This window comes from Ralstonia sp. UBA689, from assembly GCF_002298975.1.
Lineage (GTDB): Bacteria > Pseudomonadota > Gammaproteobacteria > Burkholderiales > Burkholderiaceae > Ralstonia.
Window position 1 is genome coordinate 99,238 of record NZ_DBMV01000045.1, and the last position, 15,664, is coordinate 114,901.

The 15,664-nt window shown below is 66.1% G+C and carries 11 protein-coding genes and 1 pseudogene; 4 read left to right on the forward strand and 8 right to left on the reverse strand.

From position 1 onward, the window contains the following. Nucleotides 1-3 precede the first annotated feature (3 nt). Both treZ and treS read right to left on the reverse strand, forming a co-directional pair. Nucleotides 4-1,896: a malto-oligosyltrehalose trehalohydrolase gene (gene treZ, locus B4F51_RS22375; protein ID WP_296228943.1), complete on the reverse strand. Its 1,893-nt coding sequence runs from the start codon at nucleotides 1,894-1,896 to the stop codon at nucleotides 4-6. Then, complete coding sequence (gene treS, locus B4F51_RS22380; RefSeq protein WP_296228944.1) at nucleotides 1,893-5,339, reverse strand: maltose alpha-D-glucosyltransferase; 3,447 nt, start codon at nucleotides 5,337-5,339, stop codon at nucleotides 1,893-1,895. The genes treZ and treS overlap by 4 nt, the downstream gene beginning before the upstream one ends. A 384-nt stretch (nucleotides 5,340-5,723) precedes the next feature. On the opposite strand from treS, the gene ahpC reads away from it, so the two are divergent. Both ahpC and ahpF read left to right on the forward strand, forming a co-directional pair. Next, nucleotides 5,724-6,287 (forward strand): alkyl hydroperoxide reductase subunit C, encoded by a 564-nt coding sequence (gene ahpC / locus B4F51_RS22385; RefSeq protein WP_296228945.1) that lies wholly within the window; start codon nucleotides 5,724-5,726, stop codon nucleotides 6,285-6,287. Nucleotides 6,288-6,521: 234 nt separating this feature from the next. Further along, the gene (ahpF, locus tag B4F51_RS22390; RefSeq protein WP_296228946.1) at nucleotides 6,522-8,096 is read left to right on the forward strand and encodes an alkyl hydroperoxide reductase subunit F; all 1,575 of its coding nucleotides are present in this window, start codon (nucleotides 6,522-6,524) and stop codon (nucleotides 8,094-8,096) included. A 107-nt stretch (nucleotides 8,097-8,203) separates the two neighbouring features. Here ahpF and B4F51_RS22395 read toward each other — a convergent pair. Then, a pseudogene (locus B4F51_RS22395) lies at nucleotides 8,204-8,440 on the reverse strand (GNAT family N-acetyltransferase); the annotation flags it as partial. Between the two features lie 423 nt (nucleotides 8,441-8,863). Between B4F51_RS22395 and fur the strand changes: the two are divergent. Next, complete coding sequence (gene fur / locus B4F51_RS22400; protein ID WP_296228947.1) at nucleotides 8,864-9,322, forward strand: ferric iron uptake transcriptional regulator; 459 nt, start codon at nucleotides 8,864-8,866, stop codon at nucleotides 9,320-9,322. Nucleotides 9,323-9,420: 98 nt separating this feature from the next. After that, the gene (locus B4F51_RS22405) at nucleotides 9,421-9,666 is read left to right on the forward strand and encodes a hypothetical protein (protein WP_296228948.1); all 246 of its coding nucleotides are present in this window, start codon (nucleotides 9,421-9,423) and stop codon (nucleotides 9,664-9,666) included. A gap of 1 nt (nucleotide 9,667) precedes the next feature. Here the strand turns inward: B4F51_RS22405 and B4F51_RS22410 are convergent, their stop codons facing one another. From B4F51_RS22410 to B4F51_RS22430, 5 genes are all read right to left on the reverse strand, one after another. After that, nucleotides 9,668-9,973 (reverse strand): hypothetical protein, encoded by a 306-nt coding sequence (locus B4F51_RS22410; RefSeq protein WP_296228949.1) that lies wholly within the window; start codon nucleotides 9,971-9,973, stop codon nucleotides 9,668-9,670. Between the two features lie 108 nt (nucleotides 9,974-10,081). Then, nucleotides 10,082-10,396 (reverse strand): DUF6587 family protein, encoded by a 315-nt coding sequence (locus B4F51_RS22415; protein WP_296228950.1) that lies wholly within the window; start codon nucleotides 10,394-10,396, stop codon nucleotides 10,082-10,084. After that, complete coding sequence (gene feoB, locus B4F51_RS22420) at nucleotides 10,393-12,258, reverse strand: ferrous iron transport protein B (protein WP_296228951.1); 1,866 nt, start codon at nucleotides 12,256-12,258, stop codon at nucleotides 10,393-10,395. The genes B4F51_RS22415 and feoB overlap by 4 nt, the downstream gene beginning before the upstream one ends. A gap of 48 nt (nucleotides 12,259-12,306) precedes the next feature. Further along, nucleotides 12,307-12,618: a FeoA family protein gene (locus tag B4F51_RS22425; protein WP_296228952.1), complete on the reverse strand. Its 312-nt coding sequence runs from the start codon at nucleotides 12,616-12,618 to the stop codon at nucleotides 12,307-12,309. A gap of 350 nt (nucleotides 12,619-12,968) precedes the next feature. After that, nucleotides 12,969-15,428, reverse strand: coding sequence for a sensor domain-containing diguanylate cyclase (locus B4F51_RS22430; protein ID WP_296228953.1), 2,460 nt, complete (start codon nucleotides 15,426-15,428; stop codon nucleotides 12,969-12,971). Nucleotides 15,429-15,664 lie beyond the last annotated feature (236 nt).

Here is a 15,664-nt window from a genome sequence, read left to right on the forward strand (position 1 = left end):
CACTCAGGCGGAGGGCGATGGCGACAGCAGGGCGACACAGGCGCGCGCAGGTACTTGGTGCGTGGCCAGCATGGCGGCGGCGCCGTCGCGCGATTCGTACAGCAGGTCGGCCGGGTTGCCGGCCAGCGCGGTCGGCAGCGCCACCGGCTGCTGCCCGAGGTTGACTCCGAGCGTCAGCACGCTGCCGTCACTCAGCCGCCAGCGTGCGAGCGCCCCCGTTGTGCCGAGCGGAACGGCATCCAGCGCGCGCGTGCCCACCAGCCGCGGCACGATTTGCGCGTGGCGCAGCGCCAGCAGCCGGTGCGTGCGGTTGAGCCAATCGAGGTGCTCGGGGTTGGTGAGTTCGGCTTCGCCCGGCCAGGACGCCAGATAGGTGCGCTCGTCGTTTGGGTCGGGAATGCGTTCGCGCTTGAACGGATCGGAGAACGCCACGAATTTGCCGAAATCACGCCGCCGGCCTTCGCGCACCGCATCGGCCAGCACGCCGTGGTGGCTGGTGAAGTAGTAGAACGGGCGCAGGCTGCCCCACTCCTCACCCATGAACAGCAGTGGAATCTGCGGGCACAACAGCAGCAGGGCCTGCGCCGCATGCAGCGCCTCCGGGTGTGCGAGCCGCGTGAGCCGCTCGCCGAGCGCGCGGTTGCCGACTTGGTCGTGGTTCTGCAGATAGAGCACGAAGGCGGTGGGCGGCAGGGCGCCGCTGGGCTCGCCGCGTGGGGCGCCGTTGTGCAGCGCGGAGGGCTCGCCCTGGTAGCAGAAGCCGTCTTGAAGTACGCGCGCCAGACGCTTGGCGGGCGCGTCGGCGTAGGCGGCGTAATAGGCTTCACGCTCGCCTGTGAGCAGCACATGCAACGCGTGGTGGCCGTCGTCGTTCCATTGGGCTTCGAATGCTCCCGCGGACGATTTGTCGGACACAGCGCCGGGCACCGTGGCCCCGCGCAGCAGTGAAGCCGCGTTGTTCTCGTTTTCCAGCACGAGGTGCACATGCCGCCCCGGCTCGACAGCCATCTGCACGCGCGTGGCTAGTTCGACCAGCCAGTCGCGTTCGCCAATCGCCTGCACGGCATCCAGGCGCAGGCCGTCGAAGCGATACTCCATCAGCCACATCAGGGCATTCTGGATGAAGAACTCGCGCACGGTCGGCTGGCGGAAATCGAAGGCGGCGCCCCACGGCGTGTGCGCACCTTCGTGGAAGAAGCGGCGCGCGTAACGGGCAAGGTGATTGCCGTCGGGGCCGAAGTGGTTGTAGACCACATCGAGGAACACCATCAGCCCGAGCCCGTGCGCGGTGTCGATCAACGCCTTGAGTTCGTCGGGCGTGCCGTAGCTGGCGTCCGGCGCGAAGGGCAGCACGCCGTCGTAGCCCCAGTTGCGTGCGCCGGGAAACTCCGCCAGCGGCATCAGCTCAACGGCGGTGATGCCTAAGCGCGCCAGCTCGGGCAGCCGGGCGCGCACGCCATTGAATCCGCCCAGTGCGCCGACGTGCAGTTCATACAGCACGGTCTCATGCCACGGCCGGCCTTGCCAGCCGGGGTGTCGCCATCGGTAGCGCGTGGGATCGACCACCACGCTGGGGCCGTAGATGTCTTGCCACTGGGCGCGCGCGGCCGGATCGGGCACGCTCACCGTCAAGCCATCGCGGTCGGTGATGCTGTACCGATAGCAGACGCCGGCGCTCGCTGGCGCAATGGCGCTGTACCAGCCGTCGGGCTCGGCATCCATGCGTACGGCGCTGCCGTTGTGGTCGGCGTCGATCTCGATCCGCACCTCCACGGCATCCGGCGCCCACAGGCGGAAGCGCGTGCGATCCGGGCCGAGGCACGTAGCGCCGAACGGCAGGTCGTGCGTGAACTGCGTGGGAGGTGCGACGTGTGATGCGGGAGCGGCTGCGGTCATGGCGTGGGTTCTGGGTTGTCGCCGATGGGCGTGAACGGGTTTTCGGCGGGTTCGCTTTCCAAGCCAAGCAGGCGCCGTGCCGCGCGCACGAGCCCGGCCAGCGGAACCGGCAGCCACGCCGGCCGGCCGGTCGTCTCCGCATCGAGGTGGTGGGCTGCGTCTTCCAGCAGGAAGAGATCGAGCAAGGCCGGGTTGATGGGGGCGCCGCCGGCTTCCCCTCTGGCCGCCACATAGGCTTGCAGGAAACGCCCGGCCGCAGCGGTGCGGAAGCGTTCGAGCAACTGGTCGCGACGCTCCTGCGCTGGCCCCGTTACGTGCTCCGGAGCCTGCCGCATGGCCTCGATCACGTTGTCCAGCGAGTGCAGGAGGCTCGCCACATCGCGCAGCGGGCTGTCCTTGCGGCGACGCACTTCCACCGGCAATGCGGGGTCTCCACCAAAGTCGATCAGGAACGCATCGCCCTGCGAAACCAGCACCTCGCCGAGGTGGAAGTCGCCATGCAGGCGCGACAGGACTGTGCCAAGCCCGGCCTGTGCCGATGCCCGGATCGCCGCAGGCAAGGCATCGCGTTGTGACAGCAGCCATTCGGCTGGCGCGTGAGAGGCGTGCGCGTCCTGCCAGGTTTCCACATGGTCGAGCGCCTGCGTGACCTGCTCGCCTACGCGTGCCGTCCAGTTGCGCACGTCGGCCTCGTCGGCCGCTCGCGTGCCGAAGTGCGGGTTTTGTGTCGGCTGCGCCAGCACGGCGTGCAGTTCGCCCAGCCGCGTGCCGATGGCGCCAATCTGCGCCAGATAGTCGGCCAGTGCCTCGTTGATATCGGTGCGCGCTTCAGATGCGGCCATCGGAGCGACCTCGCCATCGCCTGACGCGATGGCTTCGCTCTGCACGGCCAGTTCGTCGATGGTGCGGCGCAGGTAGTCGAGCGCCCAGGTCCAGGCATCGCCCTGGTTGGGCACGTAGCGTTGCAGGACGACCAGCGTGGCGGGCTCGCCAACAGGGCCTGCGTGGGTGATCTCGCCGATCAGCGCAGCAGTATTGGCGTAACCGGCGCGGGTCAGGTAGCGCGTCATCTCCGCTTCGGGGTGCGTGCCCGCCGACACGTGGCGGATCAGCTTGACGATGACAGCATCGCCAATCACCAGTGAGCTGTACGACTGCTCCGCCGCCTGCCACCGGATCGGGGCATCCGGCGCCAGCGGCATGGCGGAGGGTTCCGCATCGATGCCCGGCTCAGGCACGAAGTGCACCGAGCCGTCGCTGGCATCCAGCGTTGCACCGCGCACGAGGTTGGCGAGCAGCGCGCGGGCGAAGGTTTCGGTGGCGAAGGCATCGGTCAGGTAGCCGACATGGCGGCCACGACGCACGCGAGCGAGCGCCAGTTGCACCGGCAGCGCGGGCAGCGTGGCGGATTCCCACGCAATCGACAGCGGCAGCAGGTAGCGCGCGATGCGTTCGACGCCGTTTGCGTCGCCCAGCGTGACGACGACTTCGTTGAGGAACATCTCCGGCCGTGTTGCGCCCGCCAACGGCCGGTTGGTGGACGAGGCATCCACTGGCACCGACGCGCCCCAGGCAAAGCGTGCACTGCGAAGCACGCTCTCGTGGTCGCCAAACCAGCGGCGCATGGGCAGGTAGGTGGGCAGGATTTCACGTTCGACCACCTGCCGGTGCGCTTCGCGCTGGCGCATATCGGCCAGTGTGTCGAGTCCGGCGCGCAGGACCAGCGTGGTGAACTCGGGCAACTGCTCGGCCGCCGGCTGCGCCCAGTTCGGGCCGGGCTCGTTCTCGCGCAGTTCCAGCCAGAAGAAGGCATACGGCTGAAGCGTCAGCAGGTAGGGGAGTTGCCCAACGGGCGGAAACGCCGTGCCGCCGATCAGCTCGATCGGCACCCGTTGCGCATAGTTCGACAGATCCAGTTCCACGGCCTGCGACGCGCGGGACAGGTTCGCCACGCACAGCATGGGCGGCTCATCTTCCAACACACGCACGTAGGCCAGCACCTTGCGGTTGGACGGCTGCAGGAAGTGGATCGAGCCGCGCCCGAACACGCGGTGACGGCGGCGCGTGGCCAGCATGCGTCGCGTCCAGTTCAGCAATGAATGCGCGTCGCGGCTCTGCGCTTCCACGTTCACCGACTCATAGCCGTACAGCGAGCCCATGATGGCCGGCAGCACGAGCTGTTCCGGGTCGGCACGCGAGAAGCCGCCGTTGCGGTCGGGCGACCACTGCATGGGCGTGCGCACGCCGTCGCGATCGCCCAGGTGGATGTTGTCGCCCATGCCGATCTCGTCGCCGTAATACATGACGGGCGTGCCGGGCATCGAGAACAGCAGGCTGTTCATCAGTTCAACCCGCCGGCGGTCGCGCTCCAGCAGCGGCGCCAGGCGGCGGCGGATACCGAGGTTCAGGCGCGCGCGGCGGTCGCTGGCGTAGACCTCCCACAGGTAGTCGCGCTCGGCGTCGGTCACCATCTCCAGCGTCAGTTCGTCGTGGTTGCGCAGGAAGATGGCCCATTGGCAGGTGCTGGGCACCTCCGGCGTCTGCCGCATGATGTCGGTGATCGGGAAGCGGTCTTCACGTGCAATCGCCATGTACATGCGCGGCATCAGCGGGAAGTGGAAGGCCATGTGGCATTCGTCGCCGGCGCCGAAGTATTCCTGCGTGTCTTCTGGCCACTGGTTGGCTTCTGCCAGCAGCAGGCGGTGCTTGAACTCCGCATCCATCGCCGCGCGCAGGCGGCGCAGCACGTCGTGCGTCTCGGGCAGGTTCTCGTTGGACGTACCTTCGCGCTCCACCAGGTAGGGCACGGCATCCAGGCGCAGGCCATCCACGCCCAGGTTGAGCCAGAACTTCATCACCCCGATCACGGCCTTGAGCACGCGCGGGTTGTCGAAGTTGAGATCGGGCTGGTGGGAGTAGAAACGGTGCCAGTAATAGGCGTTTGCCACCGCATCCCACGTCCAGTTGGAGGGCTCGGTGTCGATGAAGATGATGCGCGTGCCGGCATACTTCTTGTCGTGATCGGACCATACGTAGAAGTCGCGCAGCGCCGAGCCCGGCTTGGCTCGCCGCGCGCGCTGGAACCACGGGTGCTGATCCGACGTGTGATTGATGACGAGTTCGGTGATGACGCGCAGGCCGCGCGCATGCGCCTCGGCAATGAAGCGGCGCACGTCGGCCATGGTGCCGTAGTCGGGATGAACCCCGCGGTACTCGGCGATGTCATAACCGTCGTCGCGGCGCGGCGAGGGGTAGAACGGCAGCAGCCAGATCACATCGACGCCCAGTTCGGCGATGTAATCGAGCTTGGAGATCAGGCCGGGGAAATCCCCGATGCCATCGTTGTTGGAATCGCAGAACGACTTGACGTGCAGCTGGTAGATGACGGCGTCCTTGTACCAGAGCGGGTCATCCACCAGCAGCGCGGTCGGGTTGCGCGTCATGACAGCGGATCCTCCATGGGCCGGCGCGGCATCCGACGGCAAACGTGCGTTCGGCCTGAAGGCATGAAGCGGTCGGCGAGCGGCGGGTTGGCGAATTCACTGTCTGTGCAAATGCCGTGCCCGCAGGGCTGCGGCCTGCGCGCGGCCTGCAGAGCCCGCCAATTTCACGGGCGGCGGCGTGCGCGGCGGCCCGTTCCCGGGGTGCGCCGAGCGCAGCTTGCGTGCCGATTTGTAAATTTGGCCGTGTGCGCATCGGAAGCCTTCACTGCATCTGTGTATAATAGTATTTTGCAATCGAATCGATCGTATCAATCAATTTGTGCAATATGACGGGGCCGCGATACGATCACTCCCGTCGTCAACCCAGTAACCAACCAAACCACTATGTCGCTGATCAATACTCAGGTTCAACCGTTCAAGGCCCAAGCTTTTCACAACGGCAAGTTCATTGAAGTCACCGACGAGTCGCTCAAGGGCAAGTGGTCCGTGCTGATTTTCATGCCGGCCGCCTTCACCTTCAATTGCCCGACTGAAGTCGAAGACGCTGCTGACAACTATGCCGAGTTCCAGAAGGCTGGCGCCGAGGTCTACGTCGTCACGACCGACACGCACTTCTCGCACAAGGTGTGGCACGAAACCTCGCCGGCGGTGGGCAAGGCCCAGTTCCCGCTGGTGGGCGACCCGACCCACGCGCTGACCAACGCCTTCGGCGTCCACATCCCTGAGGAAGGTCTTGCCCTGCGCGGCACCTTCGTGATCGACCCGCAAGGCACGATCAAGACGATGGAAGTGCACGACAACGCCATCGCCCGTGACGTGAAGGAAACGCTGCGCAAGCTCAAGGCTGCCCAGTTCGTCGCCAACAACCCGGGCAACGTGTGCCCGGCCAAGTGGAACGAAGGCGCCAAGACCATCAAGCCGTCGCTGGACCTGGTCGGCAAGATTTAAGCGAACCTGCCCACGGTCCTACTGCGCGGCCCGATCTTGGCTCTGCGATGCTCGCCGTACCCATGTACGGCTGCGCTTCTCGAACCAACCTCGGGCCGCTCGCTACGGACCGTGAACAGGTTCCAAGCGGCGTTGCCGCTTGACCGCGGCGGCCGGCACTGCCGGCCGTTTGCTTAAGGGCGGCGGTATGTGTCGCGCCCGGTTACGGACTCACAACGAATAAAGGAAGTCGTCATGCTGGATGCTGATGTCAAGGCCCAACTGAAAGCCTACCTCGAACGCCTCGTGCAGCCCATTGAGCTGGTCGCCTCGATCGATGACAGCGAGGGCGCCCGCGACATGATGGATCTGCTGCGTGATGTGGCCGAGCAGTCCAACATGATCGTGCTGACCGAACAACGCGACGACGCTGAACGCAAGCCGTCGTTCCTGATCCGCCGCACCGGCTCCGATGTGAGCGTGCGCTTTGCGGCCATCCCGACGGGCCACGAGTTCACCTCGCTGGTGCTGGCGTTGCTGCAAGTGGGCGGCTATGCCCCCAAGCTCGATGCCGACGTTATCGAACAGATTCGCAATATCGAAGGGGATTTCCGCTTCGAGACCTACATGTCGCTCACGTGCCAGAACTGCCCGGATGTGGTCCAGGCGCTGAACGTGATGTCCGTGATCAATCCGCGCATCCAGCACGTTGCCATTGACGGTGCGTTGTTCCAGGGCGAAATCGAGGCGCGCAAGATCATGGCCGTGCCGACCGTGTTCCTGAACGGCGAAACGTTCGGCACGGGCCGCATGGGTGTGGAAGAGATTCTCGCCAAGATCGACACTGGGGCTGCCACGCGTGACGCCGAAAAGCTTGCGGCCAAGGCACCGTACGAAGTGCTGATCGTCGGCGGTGGCCCGGCCGGCGCCGCTGCCGCTGTGTACGCGGCACGCAAGGGCGTGCGCACCGGTGTGGTGGCCGAGCGCTTTGGCGGCCAGGTGCTGGATACGATGGCGATTGAAAACTTCGTCTCCGTGCAGGAGACCGAAGGGCCGAAGTTTGCCGCCGCGCTGGAGCAGCACGTGCGCCAGTACGAGGTCGACATCATGAACTCGCAGCGCGCGGTCAAGCTCACGCCGGCCGCCGCGCCGGGTGGTTTTGCCAAAGTGACGCTGGCCAACGGCGCGGTGCTCAAGGGCCGCTCGATCATCCTGTCGACCGGCGCGCGCTGGCGCAACGTGAACGTGCCGGGCGAGCAGGAATACAAGAACAAGGGCGTGGCCTACTGCCCGCACTGCGACGGCCCGCTGTTCAAGGGCAAGCGCGTGGCCGTGATCGGCGGCGGCAACTCGGGCGTGGAAGCGGCCATCGACCTGGCTGGCCTGGTGAGCCACGTTACGCTGCTGGAATTCGGCGATCAGCTTCGCGCCGATGCCGTGCTGGTGCGCAAGCTGCAAAGTCTGCCTAACGCCACCATTGTCACCAACGCGCAGACCACCGAGATCACCGGCAACGGTGAGCGCGTCAACGGCCTGCGCTACACGGACCGCACGAACGGTGCCCAGCATGAGGTCGCGCTTGAAGGCGTGTTCGTGCAGATCGGCCTGGTGCCCAACACCGAATGGCTCGATGGCGTGGTGGAGCGCAACCGCTTTGGCGAGATCGTTGTCGATGCACGTGGCCAAACCAGTGCGGAAGGCGTTTTCGCGGCGGGCGATTCGACCACGACGCCTTACAAGCAGATCATCATTGCCACCGGCGATGGTGCGAAGGCTGCGCTGTCGGCGTTCGATCACCTGATCCGGGTACCGTTGGCCGAAGCGGCCTGAGCCTGAACAAGAACTTTACGACGCAGCCGGACCGCGCGAGAGCGGGTCCGGCTTTTTTTTGTTCGTTCGGGTGAATTCTCGCGGGCCGCTGTTCTAGGGGGGGGCTGCTGGTAGCGAAGGTGAATCAACGGATAGGAACGCCCTTGACCATCCAGCGCTGATCGGCCGCAGCGCTCGAAGCCCATCCTTTCATCGAAGCCGACGGCCTGTCGGTTTTGCTCGTTCACGTCGTTAGACAAGTTGGGGTGGCGCCTGAGTGCGTCTTCCACCAGCAGGCGGCCTACACCGGATCCACGATGCCTTGCGTCGATGAACAGAGCCTCCATGTGGTGCGCGTTGCCCATCCTGCCAGCCCTTCCTCTTAGGCAGGGTTTTCAGAGGGATTCAAAAACATCTTGTAATACGAATCATTCGCATTTATAGTGTGTCCATCGACAGCGCTGCTGCTGATGGGCCGGCCCCACAAGGTCGCCCCGAGGCGCAACGCATCGAACCGAATTCCGCTGTGAGCGCGCCAGCTTTTTTTTTGTGCCCGGCGCCCCCGGCAACCGATCTTTTGTGGGGACCGCTCTGATACACAGAGCGTTTGGCAGTAGCCAGCCGCCCGACAGTCGGGAAAGCACTCAGACCCCGCTTTCCCGACTGCGACTTTCCCGGGCCGCCAGCCATGCCGTTTTTTTCCAGAAACACCGTCCACGGGATTGCAACGTCGTTTCTTGCCAGCTGTCCGCCCCGCCAGTACCACCCAGATTCACACCCCCAACGCCATGCCGAATTCGACCGACCTGCGCCGGGCAGGGCTCAAAGCCACGTCGCCGCGCGTCAAGATCCTGGAAATCCTCGCCACCGGTACGGATCACGGCCGTCACCTGAGCGCGGAAGACGTCTATCGCCAGTTGCTGACGTCGGATCTCGACATCGGCATCTCCACGGTTTATCGCGTGCTCAACCAACTGGTGGATGCCGGCGTGCTGTTGCGTCACACATTCGAGGCCGGCCATGCGGTGTACGAGATCAATGAGGGTGCACACCACGATCACCTGATCTGCCTGTCATGTGGCCGCGTGGAAGAGTTTCACGACGATGCCATCGAAGCACGGCAGGAGCGTGTGGCGAGCGAGCGTGGTTTCGTGCTGCGCGAGCACGCGTTGGCGCTGTATGGCCTGTGTCCGGCGTGCCAGGCCAGCGCGGGTGTGTCGGAGGCCACAGGGCACGCTTCACACTGATGTGATCCCGTAACGCCTGGAAACATCATCGGCGGGATTATGGCGAAACTCATCCGGTGCCACGGGTTCCAACAGACCGTGTTATCCAGGAGATGCCAATGCGACGCCGTCTGAAGTCCGAGGATGAACTCAAGACCCTGCTGGCCCGCTGTGTCCAGCAGCACCCCGAATGTGCCCAGTGCGAACTGCGCGCCATGTGCATTCACCGCTCCGATCACACCGGCTGCAACTGGAGCGCCGAGTTCGACGTCCTGACCGATGACGACGACGCGGCCATCCGCGGTCTGTTGGTTGCCAAGCGCCTGCTGACGCGGGCGCGCACGCAATACAACGTGGCGCGGTAATTCAGCCCTTTGCCTGGCGGGCGATGCGCTCAAGCAGTTCGCGGGCGCTTTCGCTATGCCCCTGCTGCGCCAGCAGGCGCGCATTCAGCACGAGGTTTTCCAGCACCAGCTTGGCGATGCTCGCCGTCAGCGAGACGATCACTTCGTCCTGGCTGAAGTGCGCATCTTTCATCTGCGTCAACTGGTGCGAGACCAGCCTGCAGACCAGGCCGCGCAACATCTGCTCGTCGAAGGGCAGGTTGGCGAAATCTACCGGGTCTTCCTTCTCGACTTCCGCAATCAACTGAACCAGCAGTTCTTCGGTCATGATGCGTCCCCCGTTCAGGTGAGGGTCAGTCTACGCTTGGGGCTGCAAAAACAAAACGGGCCCGCGCGATGCGGGCCCGCTGGTGTTGCGACGCTGCGTCGCTCGTGGCTACTTGCGGCGCACGAAGCGGATCGGCTGTTCGACCGGTGCGGATGAGTCGCCCGAGGCGCAGCCGCTGCAACCGCTGCCGCACGCGCTGCCCGAGAGCGGATCGGAGTGGCACGACGGCGCTTCGCCCGGCGTGAGCAGCCGCTGCCCGACAGCGCGCATCCAGCCCGGCCGCGACGGACGATCACACCAGCCCGCCATGCGCGCCATCGTGCGCGCACGCATGGCCGGCGCATAGCGGCCGGTCATCGACAGCGCGCTCAGTGCCACCACCGTGGCAACGACTCCGGTTTCGACAATGTGGTACACGCTCATGTCAGCACCCGTGCGATCTGATAGGTGGCGAAGGCGGCCAGGTAGGCCAGTGCGAAGAGGTACCCGGCGGTGGAGGCCATCACCTTCCACGAGTTGGTCTCGCGACGGATGGTGGCCAGCGTCGAAATGCACTGCGGCGCGTACACGTACCACGCCAGGAAGGCTAAAGCGGTGGCCAGCGGCCATTGCTGGGCGATGACCGGTGCCAGTTGCGCGGCGGCATCTTCATGGGTAGCCGACAGCGAATATACCGTCGCCAGCGCGCCCACGGCCACTTCGCGCGCGGCCATACCCGGAATCAGGGCGATGCACATCTGCCAGTTGAAGCCGATCGGCGCGAACACGACTTCCAGCGCGCGGCCAATGTAGCCGGCAAAGCTGTAATCGATGGCCGGCCCGGTGGCGCCCGCCGGCGGCGACGGGAAGGTCGACAGGAACCACAGCAGCACCATCATCTTGAGGATGACCGTGCCGATGCGGCGCAGGAAGATGCGGGCGCGCTCGACCAGGCCGACGATCAGGTTGCGCACGCTGGGCAGGCGGTACGACGGCAGTTCGAGGATGAGCGGGTGCTCGTTGCGGTCGCGCTTGAGGTACTTGAGCACGTAGGCCACCGCCAGCGCCGACACGATGCCCGCCATGTACAGCCCGAACAGCACCAGCCCCTGCAGGTTGAACACGCCCCACACCTGCCGCACCGGAATGAACGCGCCGATCAGCAGCGCATAAACCGGCAGCCGCGCCGAGCACGTCATGAGCGGCGCAACAAGGATGGTCACCAGCCGGTCACGCGGGTCCTGAATCGTGCGCGTGGCCATCACGCCCGGAATCGCGCAGGCAAAGCTGGAGAGCAGCGGGATGAACGAGCGGCCCGACAGCCCCGCACCCGCCATCAGCCGGTCGAGCAGGAAGGCCGCGCGTGGCAGGTAGCCCGATTCCTCCAGCGAGAGGATGAACAGGAACAGGATCAGGATCTGCGGCAGGAACACCAGCACGCTGCCCACGCCGGCGATGATGCCGTCGACGATCAGGCTCTTGAGCATGCCATCGGGCATCACGGCGCCGATCCACACGCCCACGGCCTGCACCACGCTCTGAATGCCCTCCATGAGTGGCTGCGCCCACGAGAACACCGCCTGGAACATGAAGAACATCAGCACGGCCAGCAGGATCAGGCCCATCACCGGGTGCAGCACAATGCGGTCGAGCCGGTCATCCAGCTCGGCTGTGCTGCGCGGCATGGTGACGGCGGTGTCGAGCAGGCGTTTCACCTCGACGTGCGGATCGGCGTCGGCCGGCAGCCCCACCGGCACGGCCGGCAGTTGCTCATGATCGATATGCGCGACGAGCTCCGCCGCTCCATTGCGCTTGATGGCGACGGTCTGCACCACCGGCACGCCCAGCGCGGCTTCCAGCTTGGAGCGATCGATGCGGATGCCGCGCCGCTCGGCTGCGTCCACCATATTGAGCGCCAGCACCATCGGCAGGCCCAGCCGCTGCAACTCCAGCACGAAGCGCAGGTGCAGCCGCAGGTTGGTGGCATCCACCACGCAGATCAGCAGGTCGGGGCGCGGCTCGCCGCGGAACGTACCCAGGCAGATGTCGCGCGTGATGGCTTCGTCGGGGCTGGTGGCGACCAGGCTGTAGGCGCCGGGCAGATCGAGAATCTGTACATGGCGGCCCGACGGTGCCGTGAAGCGGCCTTCCTTGCGCTCGACCGTCACGCCTGCGTAATTGGCCACCTTCTGGCGGCTGCCTGTCAACAGGTTGAACAAGGCGGTCTTGCCACAGTTCGGGTTGCCGACCAGGGCGACGCGCAACGCGGGCGAGGAAGAGGAGGCGGGAGAGGCTTGCATCTGCATGAAGGCCGTGAAAGACGGGGGCCGGAAACCGGGGCCGTTGGCGACGGGCTACGCCGCCTCGCGCACCTGCGCAGGCGGGGCCGTCTCTGGGGCGGCGACAGTCGTGGTGGCGGGTTGCGTGGCCGCTTCGGCGCGCAGGCGCACGCGGGCGGCCTCCTGACGGCGCAGCGCAAAGCGCGTAAAGCCGACCTGCACGACCAGCGGATCGCCGCCGAACGGGCCCACGGCCACTACGCGCACCACTTCGCCCGTCACGAACCCGAGTTCGCGCAGGCGCTGGCTGATGGGATCGGCGGGCTCACGATCTTCAACGTGATCCACCACCGCCGTCGCCCGGCGGGAAAGCTCGGAAAGCCGCATCGTGCGTGATTGTTGACGTGTTAATCAGTGAAAGCGACGTAAATGCGAATCGTTTTCATTGTATCGCAACATCTTATATGACGGGCTGCGGCACGGGGTCGCCGGGATGGATATTTCGGACGAGGGGGGCGGGCGTTGCGCCGAACGCACAAAAAGCGGTGGGGCGCATGCAAAACCGATGCCGGAGCAGGGTTTTTCCCAAATTACCCTATCCTGGGTATTGGCGGGGGAGGGGATCATTGCCTATGCTTCAAACGCGCTGAACTTCCCCGTTCAAAGCGTATTCTTGAAGCCACCGGGTACCGCTATCCGGTGGCTTTTTTCATTGGTGCCTGCCAAGTGTAGGCCATTCAATCGCTGGCGATGGCGCCGCGACCTTCGTCCTTGGCGCGGTAGCACGCAGCGTCGGCGCGCGCGAGGAATGCGGCGGTATCGGCATCGTCGGCGCGCAATTCCACCACGCCCTGTGACAGTGCGATCTCGGCCCGCGCACCTGCCGCCAGCACCGGTTGCCTTGTGAGCGCTGCGCGGATGCGGTCGGCAAACGTGATCGCGGCCTGCAAGTCGCAATTGGGCAGGATCACGGCGAATTCATCGCCGCCCAGGCGGGCGACATGGTCCTGCGTGCGCGTGTTTTGTACGATGCGCTCCGCCACCCCGCGCAGCACGTCGTCACCTGCGGCATGGCCGTAGCGGTCGTTGATGGCCTTGAAGCCGTCCAGGTCGATCATGATGAACGCCATCGGCGCGCGCGTGACGGGGTTGCTGTTGCGATGCGCCTCGAATTGTGCGCGCAAGGTCGCGTCGAAGCCGCGTCGGTTGAGCAGGCCGGTCAGGACATCGTGCGTGGCGTCCCAGGCAATGCGCTGTACGGTCTCGCGCGTGGCCGAGACATCGCGCAGCACCAGCACCCCGCTGCCCGAGGTGCCCGGCAGCGGGCCCCAGGAGAGCTCCACGTCGTGGCGCCGTCCGTCGGGGCGCTCCAGGCGCAGGCTGCCCGATAGCGTGCCGCCCGAGCGCAGCAGTTGCGTGGGGATGACGCGCCGGCCGCTGTCATGTTCAAGCAGATGCAGCAGGCGGTTGACCGACTGGCCGACCGCGCGTGCGGGGTGCATGCCGACCAGCGTTTCGATCGCACGGCTCGCGTGCGTGACGATGCCGTCGCCGTCGATCGTGAGCAACGGTTCCTGAATGGCATCGAGCACCAGCAGCGCAGCGCGCACCTCTTGCTCAAGCGCTTCCTTGGCGTGCTGCTCCCGCGTGCTGTCGACCACCGCGACGATCCAACCCGCCAACGGCGCACCCGCTCCGCCGATGGGCCGGGCTGTCAGCAGCACCGCACCAGTGCCGGCGCCTTGCCCCGTGGCGATGACGACGGGCTGGTCGGCCAATGCCAGCGGCGCACGCGGCAGGTGCGAGAGCGTGGTCGCCACGGCCTGCGCCGCAGGCGAGACAGCGTCGCCGCTCTTGGCCTGCAGCGCCTGGCCGATCGCCTGCGCGCTGGCCCCCAGCAAACGCTCGAAACGCACGTTGGCAAACGACATCACCAGCGTGCGATCCAGAAAGGCCAGCCCCACCGGCGCCTGCTCGGCCAGCCCGCGGAAGAAGGCGACATCTTGTTCGCTGGCTTCCCGCGCCTGCTCCCAATACCGCGCGAGGCGGCCGATGAGGGCGGCCAGCGCCCCGACCTCGGTGGTCGGGTCGAACGAGGCGGCTGCGGGATCGGCCAGTTCGCCCAGGCGCGTGAGCGGGCCGGGCGGCTGCGCATCATGCAAGGGTGGGCGTCCGGAGGCTGGCGCCACCGGATGGATCGGCATGCCGGCTTCCACCTCGTGGCGCAGCCGCTCCAGCGGGCTGATCGCGCGCTCGATCCAGAACCACGCAAACAGCAGGCACACCGCCCCGAAGGCGAGGCCGGCGGCGATGAGCGTGCGCGTTGTGCGTGCGGCGCCCGCATAGGCTTCCCGTGCCGGCCACCAGACGCCCACGCTCCAGGGCACGGCGTTCAGCCGGCGGTAGCCGACGATGACGGGCGACTGGCCGGGCGGGGTGAATTCGGTGCTCCGGCTCCAGCCTTGCGCGGGCGCGCGTGCCGACTCGGGCGTAGCCGCAGCAGCGGCCAGGTCGGGCGCCTGTTGCAGCAGGCGCGAGCGGTCCGGCGCGACGATGTACCTGCCCCCTTCCGACACCATCACCAGACGCCCGGTGCGCCCCATCCGCACGGCTTCCAGATCGGTGAACAGGGGGTTGCGGGACAGTTCGATCGAACCGATCACCAGCCCCGCGAAGTGCCCGTCGTCGCTGTGCAGCGGCATGGCAAACGAGGCCACCGGGCGCTTGCCGGCCGGCGCGAAAAAGGGCTCCGGCAGATAGAGCCGCTGCGTGTCGCGCACGGTCTTGAAGATGGGGTGGGTGGCCATGTTGCCGCCACGGCGGTTTGGCAGCCGCGGCGTGTCGGCCAGGATGGTGCCGTCAGCGCTCACCACCAGCACATTGTCGAATGCGGCGCGCAGGTCCGCGTGGGCATCCATCCAGGCCTGGCCGTCGGCCGGCGTACGGGGGATGCTTGTGGCATCGGCTGCGGCGGACAGACGATCGATGATGTCCGCCAGGCGCGCGTCGATAGGGTGCACGGCCTGCAGCATCGTCTGCTCCAGACGGCTGTCGATCTCCTGCCGCGTGTCGTCGTAGACCGTCGAGACGGCCACTGCGATCAGACCTATAAGAGGCACCAGCGCGGCAATCACGACGCCCGGTAGCAGGCGGAACAACAGGCGGCGTGGAACGGAGAGCGGGGGCGTGGTCGACATGTGCCCGGATTTTAGAGCCAGTTCGGCCTGTGGGAAGCCGAAATGTCAAGAAACACGGTCCGATTGCAGCAGTTCAGTGCACGCTTTCCACAAGTTGCGTGCGATAGGAATTGCAAGCAAAATGCTTGCGCACTGCGTCAGCCGTCCGGCACGATGCTGCAACTGCTTCGTGTGCCAGGGGACGGTTCCTGAGCCGCGCATCGTGCAATCGCTCTCATACCAAGGCTCTACCGGTC

Coding starts and splice junctions, on each gene's coding strand:
- treZ (WP_296228943.1), bottom strand. CDS start 1,896: ATGACCGCAGCCGCTCCCGCATCACACGTCGCACCTCCCACGCAGTTC.
- treS (WP_296228944.1), bottom strand. CDS start 5,339: ATGACGCGCAACCCGACCGCGCTGCTGGTGGATGACCCGCTCTGGTAC.
- ahpC (WP_296228945.1), top strand. CDS start 5,724: ATGTCGCTGATCAATACTCAGGTTCAACCGTTCAAGGCCCAAGCTTTT.
- ahpF (WP_296228946.1), top strand. CDS start 6,522: ATGCTGGATGCTGATGTCAAGGCCCAACTGAAAGCCTACCTCGAACGC.
- fur (WP_296228947.1), top strand. CDS start 8,864: ATGCCGAATTCGACCGACCTGCGCCGGGCAGGGCTCAAAGCCACGTCG.
- B4F51_RS22405 (WP_296228948.1), top strand. CDS start 9,421: ATGCGACGCCGTCTGAAGTCCGAGGATGAACTCAAGACCCTGCTGGCC.
- B4F51_RS22410 (WP_296228949.1), bottom strand. CDS start 9,973: ATGACCGAAGAACTGCTGGTTCAGTTGATTGCGGAAGTCGAGAAGGAA.
- B4F51_RS22415 (WP_296228950.1), bottom strand. CDS start 10,396: ATGAGCGTGTACCACATTGTCGAAACCGGAGTCGTTGCCACGGTGGTG.
- feoB (WP_296228951.1), bottom strand. CDS start 12,258: ATGCAGATGCAAGCCTCTCCCGCCTCCTCTTCCTCGCCCGCGTTGCGC.
- B4F51_RS22425 (WP_296228952.1), bottom strand. CDS start 12,618: ATGCGGCTTTCCGAGCTTTCCCGCCGGGCGACGGCGGTGGTGGATCAC.
- B4F51_RS22430 (WP_296228953.1), bottom strand. CDS start 15,428: ATGTCGACCACGCCCCCGCTCTCCGTTCCACGCCGCCTGTTGTTCCGC.